Origin of the sequence: Cytobacillus firmus (assembly GCF_023657595.1) — a bacterium.
Lineage (GTDB): Bacteria > Bacillota > Bacilli > Bacillales > Cytobacillaceae > Cytobacillus > Cytobacillus firmus_B.
This window is the reverse complement of the sequence record NZ_CP098323.1, coordinates 568677-584304: the sequence shown is the minus strand read 5'-3', so window position 1 is coordinate 584304 and position 15628 is coordinate 568677. Positions and strand designations below refer to the sequence as shown.

At 41.9% G+C, this 15628-nt stretch carries 18 protein-coding genes and 1 pseudogene; 5 read left to right on the top strand and 14 right to left on the bottom strand.

The window, feature by feature from the left end; genetic code table 11:
• Positions 1–84: 84 nt before the first annotated feature.
• The 6 genes from NAF01_RS03170 to NAF01_RS03145 all read right to left on the bottom strand — a co-directional run bounded on the left by NAF01_RS03170 (position 85) and on the right by NAF01_RS03145 (position 6619).
• Positions 85–1260, bottom strand: a complete 1176-nt coding sequence (locus NAF01_RS03170; RefSeq protein ID WP_061791860.1) for a sugar ABC transporter permease — start codon at positions 1258–1260, stop codon at positions 85–87.
• Between the two features lie 12 nt (positions 1261–1272).
• Complete coding sequence (locus NAF01_RS03165) at positions 1273–2793, bottom strand: sugar ABC transporter ATP-binding protein (protein ID WP_250801722.1); 1521 nt, start codon at positions 2791–2793, stop codon at positions 1273–1275.
• An 82-nt stretch (positions 2794–2875) separates the two neighbouring features.
• Positions 2876–3982, bottom strand: a complete 1107-nt coding sequence (locus tag NAF01_RS03160; protein ID WP_250801721.1) for a sugar ABC transporter substrate-binding protein — start codon at positions 3980–3982, stop codon at positions 2876–2878.
• A gap of 225 nt (positions 3983–4207) precedes the next feature.
• Positions 4208–4981, bottom strand: a complete 774-nt coding sequence (locus NAF01_RS03155; protein ID WP_035326567.1) for a TerC family protein — start codon at positions 4979–4981, stop codon at positions 4208–4210.
• Between the two features lie 240 nt (positions 4982–5221).
• On the bottom strand, positions 5222–5398 hold the full coding sequence (locus NAF01_RS03150) for a hypothetical protein (RefSeq protein WP_250801720.1): 177 nt from the start codon (positions 5396–5398) through the stop codon (positions 5222–5224).
• Positions 5399–5413: 15 nt separating this feature from the next.
• The gene (locus NAF01_RS03145; protein ID WP_197248683.1) at positions 5414–6619 is read right to left on the bottom strand and encodes an erythromycin esterase family protein; all 1206 of its coding nucleotides are present in this window, start codon (positions 6617–6619) and stop codon (positions 5414–5416) included.
• Positions 6620–6770: 151 nt separating this feature from the next.
• Between NAF01_RS03145 and NAF01_RS03140 the strand changes: the two genes are divergently transcribed.
• Both NAF01_RS03140 and NAF01_RS03135 read left to right on the top strand, forming a co-directional pair.
• On the top strand, positions 6771–7094 hold the full coding sequence (locus NAF01_RS03140; protein ID WP_197248681.1) for a DMT family transporter: 324 nt from the start codon (positions 6771–6773) through the stop codon (positions 7092–7094).
• A gap of 1 nt (position 7095) precedes the next feature.
• Complete coding sequence (locus NAF01_RS03135) at positions 7096–7443, top strand: DMT family transporter (RefSeq protein WP_197248679.1); 348 nt, start codon at positions 7096–7098, stop codon at positions 7441–7443.
• 49 nt (positions 7444–7492) lie between these two features.
• Here NAF01_RS03135 and NAF01_RS03130 read toward each other — a convergent pair whose 3' ends face one another.
• The 3 genes from NAF01_RS03130 to NAF01_RS03120 all read right to left on the bottom strand — a co-directional run bounded on the left by NAF01_RS03130 (position 7493) and on the right by NAF01_RS03120 (position 10741).
• Positions 7493–8332 (bottom strand): MurR/RpiR family transcriptional regulator, encoded by an 840-nt coding sequence (locus NAF01_RS03130; RefSeq protein WP_197248677.1) that lies wholly within the window; start codon positions 8330–8332, stop codon positions 7493–7495.
• A 159-nt stretch (positions 8333–8491) separates the two neighbouring features.
• Positions 8492–9184, bottom strand: a complete 693-nt coding sequence (locus NAF01_RS03125; RefSeq protein WP_226619668.1) for an N-acetylmannosamine-6-phosphate 2-epimerase — start codon at positions 9182–9184, stop codon at positions 8492–8494.
• A 24-nt stretch (positions 9185–9208) separates the two neighbouring features.
• Complete coding sequence (locus tag NAF01_RS03120; RefSeq protein WP_197214124.1) at positions 9209–10741, bottom strand: maltose/glucose-specific PTS transporter subunit IIC; 1533 nt, start codon at positions 10739–10741, stop codon at positions 9209–9211.
• 314 nt (positions 10742–11055) lie between these two features.
• On the opposite strand from NAF01_RS03120, the gene nagA reads away from it, so the two are divergent.
• Both nagA and nagB read left to right on the top strand, forming a co-directional pair.
• Positions 11056–12243: an N-acetylglucosamine-6-phosphate deacetylase gene (gene nagA, locus NAF01_RS03115; RefSeq protein WP_250801719.1), complete on the top strand. Its 1188-nt coding sequence runs from the start codon at positions 11056–11058 to the stop codon at positions 12241–12243.
• The gene (gene nagB / locus NAF01_RS03110; RefSeq protein WP_250801718.1) at positions 12240–12971 is read left to right on the top strand and encodes a glucosamine-6-phosphate deaminase; all 732 of its coding nucleotides are present in this window, start codon (positions 12240–12242) and stop codon (positions 12969–12971) included. Before nagA ends, nagB begins: the two co-directional genes overlap by 4 nt.
• 130 nt (positions 12972–13101) lie before the next feature.
• On the opposite strand, the pseudogene NAF01_RS03105 reads toward nagB, so the two are convergent.
• The 3 genes and pseudogenes from NAF01_RS03105 to NAF01_RS03095 all read right to left on the bottom strand — a co-directional run.
• Positions 13102–13275, bottom strand: a pseudogene (locus tag NAF01_RS03105) (GNAT family N-acetyltransferase); the annotation flags it as partial.
• Positions 13276–13312: 37 nt separating this feature from the next.
• Positions 13313–13768 (bottom strand): hypothetical protein, encoded by a 456-nt coding sequence (locus NAF01_RS03100; protein ID WP_250801717.1) that lies wholly within the window; start codon positions 13766–13768, stop codon positions 13313–13315.
• A gap of 34 nt (positions 13769–13802) precedes the next feature.
• Positions 13803–13994: a hypothetical protein gene (locus NAF01_RS03095; RefSeq protein WP_163139475.1), complete on the bottom strand. Its 192-nt coding sequence runs from the start codon at positions 13992–13994 to the stop codon at positions 13803–13805.
• A 147-nt stretch (positions 13995–14141) separates the two neighbouring features.
• Between NAF01_RS03095 and NAF01_RS03090 the strand changes: the two genes are divergently transcribed.
• Positions 14142–14609 (top strand): SRPBCC domain-containing protein, encoded by a 468-nt coding sequence (locus NAF01_RS03090; RefSeq protein WP_250801716.1) that lies wholly within the window; start codon positions 14142–14144, stop codon positions 14607–14609.
• Between the two features lie 36 nt (positions 14610–14645).
• Here NAF01_RS03090 and NAF01_RS03085 read toward each other — a convergent pair whose 3' ends face one another.
• Together NAF01_RS03085 and NAF01_RS03080 are read right to left on the bottom strand one after the other, a co-directional pair.
• Positions 14646–14849, bottom strand: coding sequence for a ChaB family protein (locus tag NAF01_RS03085; protein WP_250801715.1), 204 nt, complete (start codon positions 14847–14849; stop codon positions 14646–14648).
• A gap of 297 nt (positions 14850–15146) precedes the next feature.
• On the bottom strand, positions 15147–15623 hold the full coding sequence (locus tag NAF01_RS03080) for an Lrp/AsnC family transcriptional regulator (RefSeq protein WP_250801714.1): 477 nt from the start codon (positions 15621–15623) through the stop codon (positions 15147–15149).
• Positions 15624–15628 lie beyond the last annotated feature (5 nt).

The following is a 15628-nucleotide window of genomic DNA, read 5'->3' as shown; positions in this document are numbered from 1 at the left end:
TATGGAATGCTGCCCATCTGCATCATAAAGGCACCCTTGCCGGATGCCCCATTTTCAAAACTATGAATGCAGGAAACTGGTAATCTAGCCTCTCTTCTTCCGAGTCATGACATCAAAGATCACAGCACCCGCCAATACGCCTCCACGGATCATATACTGGAGGGAAACCCCTACTCCGAGCAGATTCATACCGCTGGATAAAGAGGCCATGACCACAGCACCAATAATAGCACCGGTGATTTTGCCCACGCCCCCTGCTGATGAAACCCCGCCAACATAAGCAGCTGCAATGGCATCAAGTTCAAATAATGTCCCGGCAGTAGTAGTCGCTGACTGAAGCCGGGAGGTAAATAATATACCTGAAAGGGCTGCCAGCATCCCCATTGAACCGAAGACTATATACGTAATTTTATTTACATTGATTCCGCTCAGATGTGCCGCTTCCGGATTGCTTCCTACTGCATATATATGTCTTCCGAGCACGGTTTTCGTTGTCAGGAAATGATAGACGACAACCACTAAAAGCATGATGACAACTGTCCAGGAAAATCCGTTGTAGCCTGCGAGGATCCATGTAATATAGGAAATGATAGCTGAAACGAAAACTAATTTGACAATAAAAATCCCTTTAGACACTACCTCGAATTGATAGTTGATCTTTTTTGTCCGGGTGGAAATTTCACTGTATATATACAGCAATATCGCCAGTAATCCCAGAATCAGTGTAAGCAGGTGCAGTCCATTCACTTGCATAACGGAAGGAATAAATCCGTTCCCGATTGCGTTAAATCCGTCATCCTTGATGATAATGGTCCCTGTTTTCTCTGTTACCTGAAGAAGGGCTCCTCTGAAGATCAGCATTCCTGCAAGTGTAGCAACAAAGGATGGGATACCAAATTTTGCAACTAGAAGACCGTTGAACAGTCCGACAAAAATACCCAGCGCCAGAATAACCGGAATAGTGATATAAAAAGGCACTCCCATTCCCGTCAGGAGAATTGCAGCAATGGCCCCCAAAAAGCCGGCAACAAATCCGACTGAGAGGTCAATATGGCGAATCACGATAACCAGCGTCATCCCCACTGCCAGGACAGCAATGTACCCCGTTGAATCAAGCATGTTGCTTATATTTCGTGAAGACATAAACAGCCCGTCAGTCATAATGGTGAAAGTGAGCATAATAACGAATAAGGCAATGTACATGCCGTAGTCACGGATATTATCTTTAAATAGCGTCTTCGCTTCGTTAATAAATTCCATTAGATTAACCTCCTATTGCGTAGCAAGCTGCATAATACTTTCCTGATTGGCTTCTTCAATCGACAGCTCACCTTTCATTTGGCCTTCCGCCATGACATAGACACGATCGCTCATCCCAAGAACTTCACCCAGTTCCGAAGAAATCATAATGATGCTCATGCCTTCCTCAATCAATTGGTTCATAATCGTATAAATCTCGAACTTAGCTCCCACATCAATGCCACGCGTCGGCTCGTCCAGAATCAGCAATTTCGGCCCGACAAATAGCCATTTGCCCAGGGATACTTTCTGCTGGTTTCCTCCGCTTAAGTTGCCGACAACCTGTTCAAGTGATGAAGCTTTGATATACATGGACTTTTTATATTCCGCTGTTTCCTTCACTTCTTCGTTATCGTTAATCACTCCATTTACTGCAACCCGTTTGAGATTTGCTGCAGAAATGTTGTTTTTAATGTCCTGTATTAAAAACAGGCCGTCCCCTTTTCGGTCTTCCGTCACATACGCAATCCCTGACCTGATGGCGTCACTCGGATGCTTCAGCGTCTTTGGAACGCCATCCACCAGGAGCTCGCCTTGCAATTTATAAGATTTTGGATTTCCGAAAATACTCAGGGCAAGTTCTGTCCTGCCTGACCCCATCAAGCCAGCAATCCCGACAATTTCTCCTTTTTGAACATGAAAATTAACATCTTTTACAACCTGCCTGCCCAAATGCACAGCATACGCAGACCAGCTGCGAAGCTCAAGAACAGGATCACCAAACGTCTTGTTCGGCCTCTTCGGATAAATATCTTCAATCTCCCTGCCAACCATGTTTTTGATAATGACATTTTCAGAGATTTCACCTTTTGCTGCGTCCAGGGTACAAATTGTTTGGCCATCACGAAGCACCGTAGCCTTATCTGCAATGGAAATGACTTCCTTCAGCTTATGGGAGATCATAATGCAGGTAATTCCCTGCTTTTTCAGCTCACCTAATAAATCCAGCAGATTTTCGCTGTCATCTTCATTCAATGCTGCAGTCGGTTCATCCAGGATAAGCAGTTTCACATCCTTGCTTAAAGCTTTGGCTATTTCGACCAACTGCTGTTTTCCAACGCTCAGGTCTTTAACGAGTATCTCAGGGTTCACATCGAGCTTAACCTTATCCAGCATTTTTTTAGCTTCAGCAATGGTCCGGTTCCAATCGACGATTCCCCCTTGCTTGATTTCATTGCCCGCAAAAATATTTTCATAGACTGTGAGATCAGGAAACAAGGCAAGCTCCTGGTAGATAATGACGATTCCTGCCTTTACACTGTCACTAATTTTGTTGAATTGCTGCACACTGCCCTCAAATACAATATCACCCTCATATGTGCCATAAGGATATACGCCGCTGAGCACCTTCATCAGAGTGGATTTGCCCGCTCCATTTTCACCGATTAAGCAGTGTATCTCACCTTTCTCCACCTTGAAATTGACATTGCTGAGCGCTTTAACACCTGTAAACTCTTTGGAGATTCCGTGCATTTCCAAAATATTTTCGCTCATTATGACTCCCCCTTAGCCAAACAGCTATTCAGAAGGAGAAATAGTGATAGACGCATCTATCACTACTTCTCGTCCTTATTGATTAAAGCCCTGTAAATTCATCTGCTTTATAGTATTCAGAATCGATCAGTTCATTTTTTACGTTATCTTTGTCGACAACGATTACATCTGTTTGCTTTGCTTTAACTTCAATCTTGCCGTTATCGTAAGATCCAGTTGTCTCAGGGTCTTTGTCTTCAAGGATATCAATCGCCATGCCCATTGCATCTTTTACGAGAGTACGAACATCCTTGAATACTGTCATGGATTGCTTTTCATCAATAACGTATTGAATGGAAGCTTTCTCTGCATCCTGACCTGTCACAAGATAGCTGAATACTGCGCTGTCAGTTCCAAATACATCTGCAATGGAACGGGCAGTTCCGTCATTCGGAGCAAGAATAGCCACATCGCCCTTCAGATCGTCAGAGGCTGCTGTCAAATGGGTTTGCGCTTTGTTCTTTGCTTCGTTAGGATCCCAGTTCGTTGTTACCTGACCAATAATTTTGCTTAGCTGGTCACGGGACAGATCAGCTGTATCTTTCAAAGCTTCGGCTTCGCTTGAGTTAGCAATCTTGAATGTGCCATCTGAAATTTTAGGCTGAAGCACGCTCCATGCTCCCTGGAAGAATAAGAAGGCATTATTATCAGAAGCAGCGCCGGCATATAGGTACAGAGGCACGTCCTTGCCCTTTGCGTTGTCAACTAAATATTGTGCCTGTGCAGCTCCTACTGCAAGGCTGTCAAATGTTACATAATAATCAATTGCATCTGTGTTAGTAATTAAACGATCATAGGAAATGACTTTTACGCCATCCTTCTTTGCGGCTTCAACCGCCGCTGCAGCTGCATCACCATCTTGAGGACAGATGATCAGTACATCAATCCCTTTGTTCAGCAAAGTCTCTACATTTTCTTTTTCCTTAGCCGAAGATCCCTGGCTAAATAAAATTTCAGTTGTGTATTCCGTTCCTTTTAACGCATCTTTAAATCTTTGCTCATCCTGAACCCACCTAGGCTCATCTTTCGTTGGCAAAACAATCCCGACACTTACTTCACTGCTTCCGCCGCCGGTTCCCTGGCTGCACCCTGCTGCAATAAATGCAAATATCAACAACATAAGAGAAACGACTTTCCACTTTCTTTTCATTCTTTTTCCCCCTTTATAATGGATAAGAATTACCTGTCTACAGGAAAAATTATAACTTTATTCCCAGTTCATGAAAGCGTTATCACTAGCACTCTTTTAATATCACCTGTAATTTTTTATACTTTAATCGAATGTTCAGCAGTTTTATTTTCCCAATCAAAAAAGACAGCCCGCAAAAGCTGTCCATAAGAAAATGCGTTAATCCTAAGATCAACGCATTTCTCTTTATAAAGCTTCACCCTCCGTTTGTTTCTTACCCGGAGCAAACCACCCAAGCAGCGCAATGGCCACTAATACGCCATAGAAGACGATAGTCCAGCCTGTACTATGAGGAAAATGATGATCAAGGACACCAATATCCTCATGGGCAAGTGTGATAACAGCAAGCTTGACACCAACCCAGGCGACAATCGCATAGGCCGTTGTTTCCAATGCAGGCCGTTTGGCAAGCAGCTTCACAAACCAGGTAGCTGCGAATTTGATCAGGATCAGTCCGGCAATCCCGCCTAAAACGACGACAATAAACTGGCCTCCATCCATGCCGCCGAAATCATCAAGCGGTGAATCCGGCAGTCCAAGTGCCAGTGCAACAGCCGCAAGAATCGAATCGATGGCAAAGGCAAGATCCGCTAATGCAATCTTTCCTACAGTAGGCCAAAATCCTTTCCCGGCTGCGTCTTTCTTCACATCCTCGCGAATATTTTTATTTTCTTTACCGAACTTGGCCTTAATCACATGTTTTAAGCCAAGGTACAATAGATAGGCCGCTCCAATAGCCTGTATCTGCCATACGTTTGCAATAAAAGATATGGCAAACAGCGCACCAAATCGGAAAACAAATGCCATAATTATTCCATAATTGATTGCCCTTTTCTTCTCATCTTCCGGTAAATGCTTGGCAATGACTGCCAGAACAAGGGCATTGTCCGCTGACAGCAATCCTTCCAGTCCAATTAATATCAATAATGCCCAGGCATACTCCAGCCATATGGACTCCATCCGCAGCACTCCTTTTAGCAGCATATTCTTCGTTGATAACTATAGATTCCCCAAAAATGCTAAAGGAAACCTTAAAATATATATAGAAAAATGGCGTCCTATATTCAGGACGCCATTCGAAAAAAACTAATTATTCAAATCAAAAAGCCCAGGTGCATGTTCATTCGGCATGTCCGGCATTTCTGGAACAGGATAGCCTTTTGACTGCCCATTATTCATCACGGATTGATGTCCCAGCACTCATTTTTTGGAGAAGCAGGACCTTGCATTAATAAAAAATAAAGTCCCCAGGAAAAATAAAGTAACGGTAAGCCAGGTTGCCATCGCCGAGTACTCTCCATTTAATATAAATTCACTTGTCAGATTAACTAAAACCATAATCGCCATAACCGCATACATGCTAACTAAAAATTTCATGCTGTTCCCACCCCTTCATCGCTCTAAATAAACGGGCGGCTGCACCACTCTGCAAAAAAAGATGCCGTCATAATGCTTTTGAGGATAAATGGAAATCGGCAGCTGTCCCATCATTCCTGCTTCAAGGAGCTGCCATCTCCGCTTCATCCAATTGCGCTCCGGCAGCCCCTTGTCACATAACGGCACAAAGCTGTCATGTCCGCAAGCCTCCATAAACAAACTTTCCAGGTGCTTATTTTTGGTGGCATCAATAGAAAAGTTAACTCTTAGCAGGGAAGCAAACTCACCCTCTCCTGCATAAAACCCTACTGAATAAACTTGATCACTATATCTGCTATTGGACAAGAGCTGTCCGACAGTCGTAATTCCCAAAAGGCTTGAGGTCAGTGTTTTGCTTTTTCTAATATGAAAATTATGAGCCCAGACAATGAGCTTTTCACCCTTGAAATGCTCTTCTAATAACCACTGCAGATTTTTGAACATATTCGTTCCCCGCATGACACCAGATGCCATCCAGCTTTTTGTATTGATTTCCAGCCACTTCAGACGGTTTTTCAGCCCCTGTCCAATAACCTTCAGGATTTCTTCTCTTTCCCGATTAGCTTCAATTACCCTGCTTGCAAAAAGCTCCAGGCATGATTGATATAAACCCATGCACATTCGTATCTTTTCTTTGACCATTTTCGGTATTTTGGCTTGTCCCCTAATCTCCTCATCGATTTCAAAGAATACGGTTTCTGCCCGATTGATTGAAGAAACCATTTCTTCGTCAGTATGTAGTTTGAGCCAGTCCAGCATCCTATGGGATACCTGCTGATATGCAGGCTGAATATCCATTCCTGAAATATGAAGGCTATCCGCCCAGGACTCCTGAAATAAAGGAAGCATCTCTTCGCTATGAAAAATATCAAGAAGACTGTGCTGAATTTGTTCTTTAGCAGGAAGGTCTTTCAGCAGACATCTGCTTAATACCGCTTCAAGTAAACCACTCTCCAATACAACAGCATTAAATCCATGGACCTCATGCAAATACTTAATCATATTCACTTTAGTTCTATAAAAATCTCCGATTCCATGGCTGCTCTCTCCCAGCAGCACAACCCTTTTCCCCTCAACATATCGATCCATACAGGAGAAATCAAATGGATCCGTTATTTCACAGCTCTTGCCGGCTATTTGATCTATCCAAAATGATTTTGTTTTTCGAGTTATGAAGTTCATTAACAAGCCTCCAACTTGGGTCTCAATATGACTATACCTATTAATACGATTTGGAAATAAATTGGTTTCACCTATTCATATACTTGGCAAAAGAAGCCATCGAAAAGGTAAAATAAATTGAAACCATTCGCAGAAGAAACGGGGAGACTATATGAATGCCTATTTTCTTTTAGCATTAGCCATTGTAAGTGAAGTGGCTGGCAGCTCCTTGCTTAAAGCAGCAGACGGATTTAAAAAGCTCCTGCCATCCATTGGTGTAATCATTGGATACAGTGTCGCTTTTTACGCGCTATCTTTATCGTTAATAACGCTGCCTCTAGGCGTTGCCTATGCGATCTGGGCCGGTCTCGGGACTGTGCTGACAGCCTTAGTCGGGATCTTTATCTACAAAGAGAATATAAATGGCAAAAAGCTTCTGGGATTGGCTTTGATAGTCGGCGGCGTCATCTTATTGAATAGCGGTGGAGGCCATTAGTATGAGAGGTTATGTATTCTTAACAATTTCAATCGCTGGAGAGATTTTTGCCACTACCATGCTCAAACTGTCGGATGGATTAACTATGCTCCTGCCATCTGCAGGAGTCGTATTTGGCTATGCACTTTCATTTTATTGCTTATCATTATGTCTTAAAACCCTTCCATTAAGCCTGGCTTATGCCATTTGGTCTGGTGCAGGAACCGCGTTGACTGCTTTTATAGGCGCCATTTTATGGGGAGAAGCATTCAGCACCATGAAGACCCTGGGAATCATACTGATTATCGGCGGAATATTCGCATTGAATTCTTCCAGCAGTGAAGAAACGGTAAAAGAGCCTTTACATTAAGGGCTCTTCTTTGTTCCATGTCTTATCTTCATTTATGCCATTCCCCTCATTAAATATCCTTCAAGGCCCTCAATGTCTTATCCCGAATCTGAACACGATTGACATAATCTTTTGCAACAAGTTCTGTATACAGCAGGTCAAAGAGCAGGAAGAGCGGCAGCGTTGGAGAAATATTCTGGCCCATATGCATACTGCTTTTACTCATTACCAGAAGGGATAGATCTGCCAGCCGGGAGAGTTCGGATGTTTTCTCACTTGTGATGGCAAGGACCGACGCACCTTGCTTCTTAGCAATTTTAACAGCGTCGATTATTTCTTTTGTGTTCCCTGAAACAGAAATGCCAATGACAAGGCTTCTGTCTGAGCTTAATGCTGCATCCATGACAGCTTGATGAGGATCTGTAATCGACTCAACCTGGATTCCGATCCGGAAAAACTTCCATTTAAACTCCTGTGCTGCAATCCCTGAGTTGCCGATGCCATATACATGCACTTTCTCCGCTTCCGTTAAAAGAGAAACAGCTTGCTGAATATCAAAATAAGTCATTTTTCGAAAAGTCGTTTCGATGATCTCCAAATGGTTTTGATAGAGATTGGAAAAATAATCAATCTCCTTAATATCACTGGACACAGTCGGTTTGTTCGTTAAATCGATATATCTTTTTAATTCATGCTTAAATTCATTAAAACCTGTAAAAGAGATTTTCTGACAAAAACGGGTGATTGTAGCTGGGGAAATATGAATTTTTTTAGCGATTTGATTAATAGACATTTGGCTGATTTCATCCGGATTTTCAATTATATACTTTGCTAAGTCCGACTCCGAGATTGTAAATTTCTCCATAGAGCAGGCTATGCTATGAAGAAGGTTTTCACCGAGATATTCCATATTCTATCTCCTTTTTAATAATCCATAGGCTCATTATACAAGATGTTAACCTTATTTTTATTCAAAGGGCAGAAAACTATGAAATATCTATACCTTTTTTCACTAAAGCAAAAAGCTGAAAACAACACAGTCAGAAGACTGAGTTATTTTCAGCTGATCTTATTTTTTAATAGCATCTACAAATCTTTTCGTGATAATCTGAGGTCTGGTTATCGCACCGCCAACCACAACCGAGTGAACATGAAAGTCCAGTACTGAACGGGCAATTTCCGGAGTTGAAACATTTCCTTCAGCTATAACCCTAGCATGCTTCACTTCTTTGACGATTTGTTTAATAACGGTGTAGTCATGATCATCGATTTTCAAACCGTTTGTCTCTTCTGTATATCCGTATAATGTCGGTGCGACAATATCGAATCCGAGCTCATCGGCAAATATAGCTTCTTCTACTGAAGAGACATCGCCCATCAGCAGTATATCTGGATACTTTGATCTTACATCCTGATAAAACGATTTCAGATCCTTTCCATCCGGCCTAATCCGGTTCGTTGCATCTGTTGCAATAATTTCGACACCTGTCTCAGCTAAGGCATCGATCTCTTTCATCGTTGGTGTAATAAAGACAGGATGGTCTTTGTATACCTGTTTAATGATGCCAATTACAGGAAGATCCACTTGTTTTTTTATTTCCTTTATATCAGGGACAGAGTTGGCACGAATGCCAGCAGCTCCTCCCTCTTTTGCAGCCAATGCCATACGTCCCATAATGAACGAGCTATGAAGAGGTTCTCCTTCTAAAGCCTGGCAGGAAACAATTAGCCCGTTTTTGATCTGTTTCAGCACTTGATGCATTTAAAAACACGTCCTTATTATTTATTACTGACCTAGATACTCTTCTATTTCGTTTTTAACAATGGTGACTTGTGGTCCATAAATAATTTGAACACCCGTTCCTTTTTTCACAATTCCTTTTGATCCAGTCTGTTTAATGATATCATCTTTCACCAGGGAATCATCTTTAACAGTGACCCGGAGACGAGTCGCACAGCAATCAACAATATCAATATTATTTGTTCCGCCCAATCCTTCTACAATTGTTTTGGCACGGTCTGTAGCTGAAACTTGCTCTGCTGCCTGTTCTTCGTCTTCACGTCCAAGAACTTTGAAGTTCTTTTTTCTGATTAAGAATTTAAAGGTAAAGTAGTATAGGAAGAACCATGGAATCCCTACCATCAATACATATGGCCAATTTGTTTTATCGGCACCTTGAAGAATTCCAAATAAAATGAAATCAATAAATCCGCCTGAGAAGGTTTGACCAACAGTAATATTGAAAATGTCTGCCATCATAAAAGCAAAACCATCAAAAATAGCATGCACTAAATAAAGAAGAGGTGCCACGAATAAAAAGCTGAATTCAAGCGGTTCTGTGATACCAGTCAGGAATGATGTTAACGCTGCTGAAAGCAAAATACCTGCTACCACTTTTCTGTTTTTCTTTTTAGAACAATGGTAGATGGCCAATGCAGCTCCCGGCAGGCCAAACATCATTGTAATAAAACGGCCTGACATAAATCTGGATACCCCTTCGTAATATTGTTCAGTCGATGGGTCACCCAATTGCGCAAAAAAGATATTTTGTGTACCGCTGACTAATTTTCCGCCAATCTCCAGTGTTCCGCCAAGAGCGGTTTGCCAGAAAGGAAGGTAGAAAATATGGTGCAGGCCAAGCGGTCCAAGCATACGCAAAATAAATCCATAGAAAAGGGTTCCGATTTCCCCGGTGCCTGTAACCACTGACCCCAGCCCATTGATTAATGCCTGAAAATAAGGCCATATTACAAATAGAATCGCTCCTACAAAAATTGAAGCAAATGAAACGACTATAGGAATAAAGCGAGATCCTCCAAAGAATCCTAACACTTGAGGCAGCTGAATTTTATTGTATTTATTATGCAGGGCAGCAGCTGTTATCCCGACGATAATCCCGCCAAATACCCCCGTTTCCAAAGTCTGAATCCCAACAGCCATTCCTTGACCGGCTCCTGCCAAATTATCCTTCACCAAGTCTCCGGTTAATGAAAGCAGTGCACTAATGGTGCTATTCATAACAAAATAACCAATCATGGCTGCTAATCCAGCCGTTGCTTTATCTGAACGTGCTAAACCGATCGCTACCCCTACCGCAAATATGATCGGCAAGTTGGCAAATACGATTGAACCTGCGGCACTCATTATTGTAAAAATGGCCTGTAGCCAACTGATATCTAAAAAAGGATATGCTGAAACCGTATTCGGGTTGGACAGCGCTCCGCCTATTCCTAATAACAAGCCTGCTGCCGGTAAAACCGCAATAGGCAGCATGAATGATTTACCAAATTGCTGTGCTTTTTCAAAAGCTTTTTTCATTGATGTTGACCCCCTTTATCTTGATGAGAAATCTTGTTGTTTTTTCCCTCCTGTCCGTATCATATATTCGCAGCTGCCGAAGTTCAATGAGGTTGAAATCGGTTTCAATTCTTTTCATCAATTCCCCGATAACACTGAAAACACGTTCAATTTAGAGTATGTATCTACTTTTCATTCATTCCTGATAGTAGAATATCTACTAGAAAGAAGCTTCCTTCACCCGGAAAACAGGGAGCTCTTGAAACATTGGTTATGAATACTATAGAGATTAGCGAGACTTAACCAGCTGATCTGCACAAAGGGAGTTGTTTACCTTGAAAGCTATTTTGCTTAAAGGAATGCAAATATATGCGGAAGACCAAAAGATTGAAGAAGGCTATATTCTATTGCAGGATCACCAGATAATCGGGATTGGACCAATCACGGAACTTCCATCACCGGAGGGAGTTGAAGTGATGGAAGTTCCCTCTTCCTTTCTGGCCATTCCCGGACTAATAGATATTCATATACATGGAGTTAATGGTGCTGATGTGATGGATGCCACAGTGGAGGCGTTAGAGATCATGTCTGCTGCTCTTCCTAAAGAAGGAACTACCAGCTTCTTAGCCACAACAATGACTCAGAGCCAAACAGCCATTGAAAAGGCTCTAATAAACGCTGGGGGCTATATACAGAAGAATCAGCCTCCCGGTAAAGCAGAAATTCTTGGCATCCACCTTGAAGGACCTTATGTCAATAAGTCCAAAGCTGGTGCTCAGCCTGAGGAGTTCATTGTAAATTCCAGTATTGAGCAATTTGAAAAGTGGAATAATCTCGCAAATAAAACGGTAAAAATTGTTACACTGGCTCCTGAACAGCCAGGCGGCATGGAAATGGTGAAATACCTGGATGAAAACGGCATTATTGCTTCTATCGGCCATTCCGATGCCACATATGAAGAAGTCTCCCAAGCTATTGAGGCTGGTGCTAAACATGTCACACACCTATTTAATCAAATGCGCGGCCTGCATCATCGGGAACCCGGTGTGGTGGGTGCTGCTTTGCTTCGCGAAGAATTAACAGCAGAATTAATCGCCGACGGTGTTCATGTACGTCCTGAAATGATGAAGCTTGCCTTTCAGCAAAAAGGCGAAAAAGAACTGATTCTTATCACAGACGCCATGCGTGCCAAATGCTTAAAAAGTGGAGTCTATGATCTTGGCGGACAGGCTGTAACGGTTGAAGACGGGAAGGCTGTTTTACAGGATGGGACCCTCGCAGGGAGCATTCTAAAACTCGGAAATGCAATGAAAAATATGATGGCTTTCACGGGCTGCTCACTGGAAGATGCAATCCAAATGGCTTCTGTAAATCCGGCTAAGCAGTTAAATGTCATTGATCGCAAAGGAACCCTTAGCATTGGAAAAGATGCTGATATCGTGATATTGGATGAGCAGCTTGAAGCAGCCATGACATTTTGCCGCGGAGAGCTTGCCTATCATCGAGGAGGAGAACAGCAGTGAAAGTCTTACAAGCAAAAAATTATGATGAAATGAGTCAAAAAGCAGCGGGATTTTTAATCGAAAGAGTTCGCCGCAGCCCTGATATTAAGCTGGGATTGGCAACAGGCGGTACCCCAGTTGGATTGTATGATCGATTGATAGACGATCATCAAAAGAAGCATACATCCTACAGGGACGTAACAACATTTAATCTGGATGAATATTTGGGGCTTTCTGGTATAGACCCGAATAGTTACCGTTATTTTATGGACAAGCATTTATTTAATCATATTGATATTCAAAAGGAGAATACTCATGTTCCTTCTGGCGATAAAATCAATCCCCAGCAGCAATGCAGGGACTACGAATCTCTGATAAAGAGACATGGAGGCATTGACCTTCAAGTTCTGGGCATCGGCAGCAACGGCCATATCGGCTTTAATGAACCAGGAACATCCTTTGACTCCGAAACACATATAGTCGAATTAACACCTTCCACACGCAAAGCCAATGCAAGATATTTTAACAGCATGAATGAAGTTCCCTCTCATGCCATTACCATGGGAATTACGAGCATTATGCGCAGCAGGGAAATACTATTGCTTGTCTCGGGAGATGCAAAAAGTGCAGCTTTAGAGCAGCTCTTGGAGGGAGAAGTAAACGAAAGCTTCCCAGCATCAATATTAAAAAAACACCCCGCTGTGACCATTATTGCAGACGAGGCGGCTTTAGGTAAAATCCTTGTTTAAACTGATCAGGATCGTTCCTTAGTAAATAAGGAGCAGAGTACACGACCAATTGGAACTGCAAAGAAGTTTTTCCTCACTTTGTATGAAGATGGAGGAAAAACTTCTTTTTATAGGGAGAGATAACCTTACCCTAATCTCCTATTTCAATGGCGAAAAGTATGGATAGAATCAGCCTGACTCGCCAAATCATATGATGAGCCCCTTCTCCCCAGTAACATTTTACAGGGTAGTCTGGTTCTCCAAATTTCTTTTTCCAGACTTTTTGGGAGTTTTTATATCCTGAATCTAAACAGAATTCCATAATTCTGAAAAATTAAATCCAAATTTGAAAGACCCTCCAATTACTGAATGACCACATTCCCTGCATATTGTGCGCTTCCTTTATCAGAACAAAGATACACTTCTATTACATATTCACCTTCTTCTTCAGGAAGAGAAAAAGAACGATGTTCATTTAAATCCAATTGAATCTCCTTATCATTTTTCCAAAGGGAAACTGATAACTCTTCCACCATAAAATCTTCATTGTCAAACAGCAGATCTATTTTTTGCCCGGCATTATAGGTCAATGTTTTCTGTTTCTTCGCAAATGATAACAAATCATCTGTTTCTTTTTTGATCTGTTTGTTATTTTCTCCTCTCCAATCAACATTTGCTTCCTTTAATTCTGCTGACTGTACACTATCGGTGTTGGAGAGAGTTACAGCTGGCGGAGTGAAATCATATTCTTCCGCTATGCATCCTGTCAATGCCATAACCAGCCATAAACCGGCAGCCAGTTTCCAAAGATAGTTCATTTAGCACCTCTATTTATTAATAATTGGCCTGGATTCAGTCACCGCCGCCTCCGCACCCGCCGCTATCTCCTCCGAAACTCTCACAGTTATCCGAGCTGCTGCTATAATCTCCTATATAATAATGGGAGGAGGAATTCCCACTATCATAAGTACGTTTTGATGGTTTGGAACCACTAATACCAATTACAATAATAAGAAGCAAACCCATAATAATTATTCCTGACATGTCCATCACCTCTTATTTTTATATACGGATAAGTGCTTAGTTGGTTTCAGAAAATTTACAAAATTTTTCCCTTTATTAAATTCCAGCAAGCTTGGCCGAAAAAACTAGTAAGATGCTTTTGATTAAATAGAAAATGAGGATTTTAAAATGGAAGAAATAAAGGTTTACAGGTATGAAGATGTCATTCACGCCCCCATTGATCTGGTTTTTAAATACGTGGATGACGATGAAAAAATAAAGCTCTGGAATACCATGCTGATCGAAAACATATATGACAATGAGGAAAATAAACCAATCCCGCAGCCTGGGACTAAATTTGTTACCGTTCAGAAATTGGATAAAAAAATACTCAAAATCGATTCCGAGCTGATCGAATATGAGGCTCCCTATAAAGTGGTTATGCACTCCCATTCCAAAGAGGGATTAAGCATTTCAAGGTATCTCTTATCAAGGGAACATGACGGGACGCGCCTGATTGTAGAAGCAAGCCTGATTCCGAGCAGCCTCTTTTATAAGCTGACAACCAAGCTTTTAGGCTGGACGGCTAAATTTGTGTTTGAAGAACAATACCAGAACTTGAAGAAATATGTTGAGAATGAAGCGGAAGAAGATTGAAAAAAGGTGTCCTCAAACGGGACACCTTTTACCTATTTACTCTTCCTTTTCAACCCATTTATCATCATCATTCTTCTCATATTTCTTCTTCACTGCACTCCAGGCCACCTTAAAGGCCGTTTCTTCTTCGTCATACTCTTCACTTGCAGAATTAAACGCTTCCTTAAAGATTTCCTGGGCGTGATGCGGAAGATTGTCTTTAACGAAGTCTGGCAGATCACTTAGTTTATCATATGGCATTTTTGTTTCCTCCCCTGCACAAGTACTTATATGTATTTTTCCTGATTATGTTTGTTTTAAACACAGTCAAGAATACCACTCATACAGAAAAGCTAATCGGCTGCCCGTCCATCGTTTAAATCCAATCTTTCACATAAGCCACTAATCCGATCACAGAACCAATGCTGCGCCAAAAAGCACATAATACCGGGTTTGGAGCTGCGCGAGCTTTTTCGTCAACCTAATCCCTCCTGAACTTTGTTTCTAGATTCTACTACGATTTTTTCTGGAAAAGGTTTCACTTTTCCCATAACAATGCTATTCCTGAATCGGCAGTACCGTCGAATCTTTTATCTCCCTCAGCGCCAGGCTGGTCTGTATTTTCGTGATTCCCAATTCATTCAGCTTCCTGATGAACATCTCCAGCCCCTTGCGATCCTTGCACGCCACTTTCAAAAGATAATCATACTCTCCTGTTAAACAATGACATTCTAAAACTTCCTTCATGGATTCCAGCGTCTTTTCAAGAGATTCCAGTTTTTCCGCCTGATGCATACTGGTGCTCATAAACACGAAGCATAATAAATCAAAGCCCAGCTTCTCATGGCTTAGAATAGCGACATGCTCCTGGATATACCCTTCCGCTTCCAGCCGCTTAATTCTTGCATGAACAGCCGGAGCTGACAGGTTCACCCTTTTCGACAGTTCCAGGTTGCTAATCCGCGCATCCTTTTGAAGCAAATCCAAGATTTTTATATCCAGGTGATCCAGTACCTTACTTACAATCGATTCCACTGTCC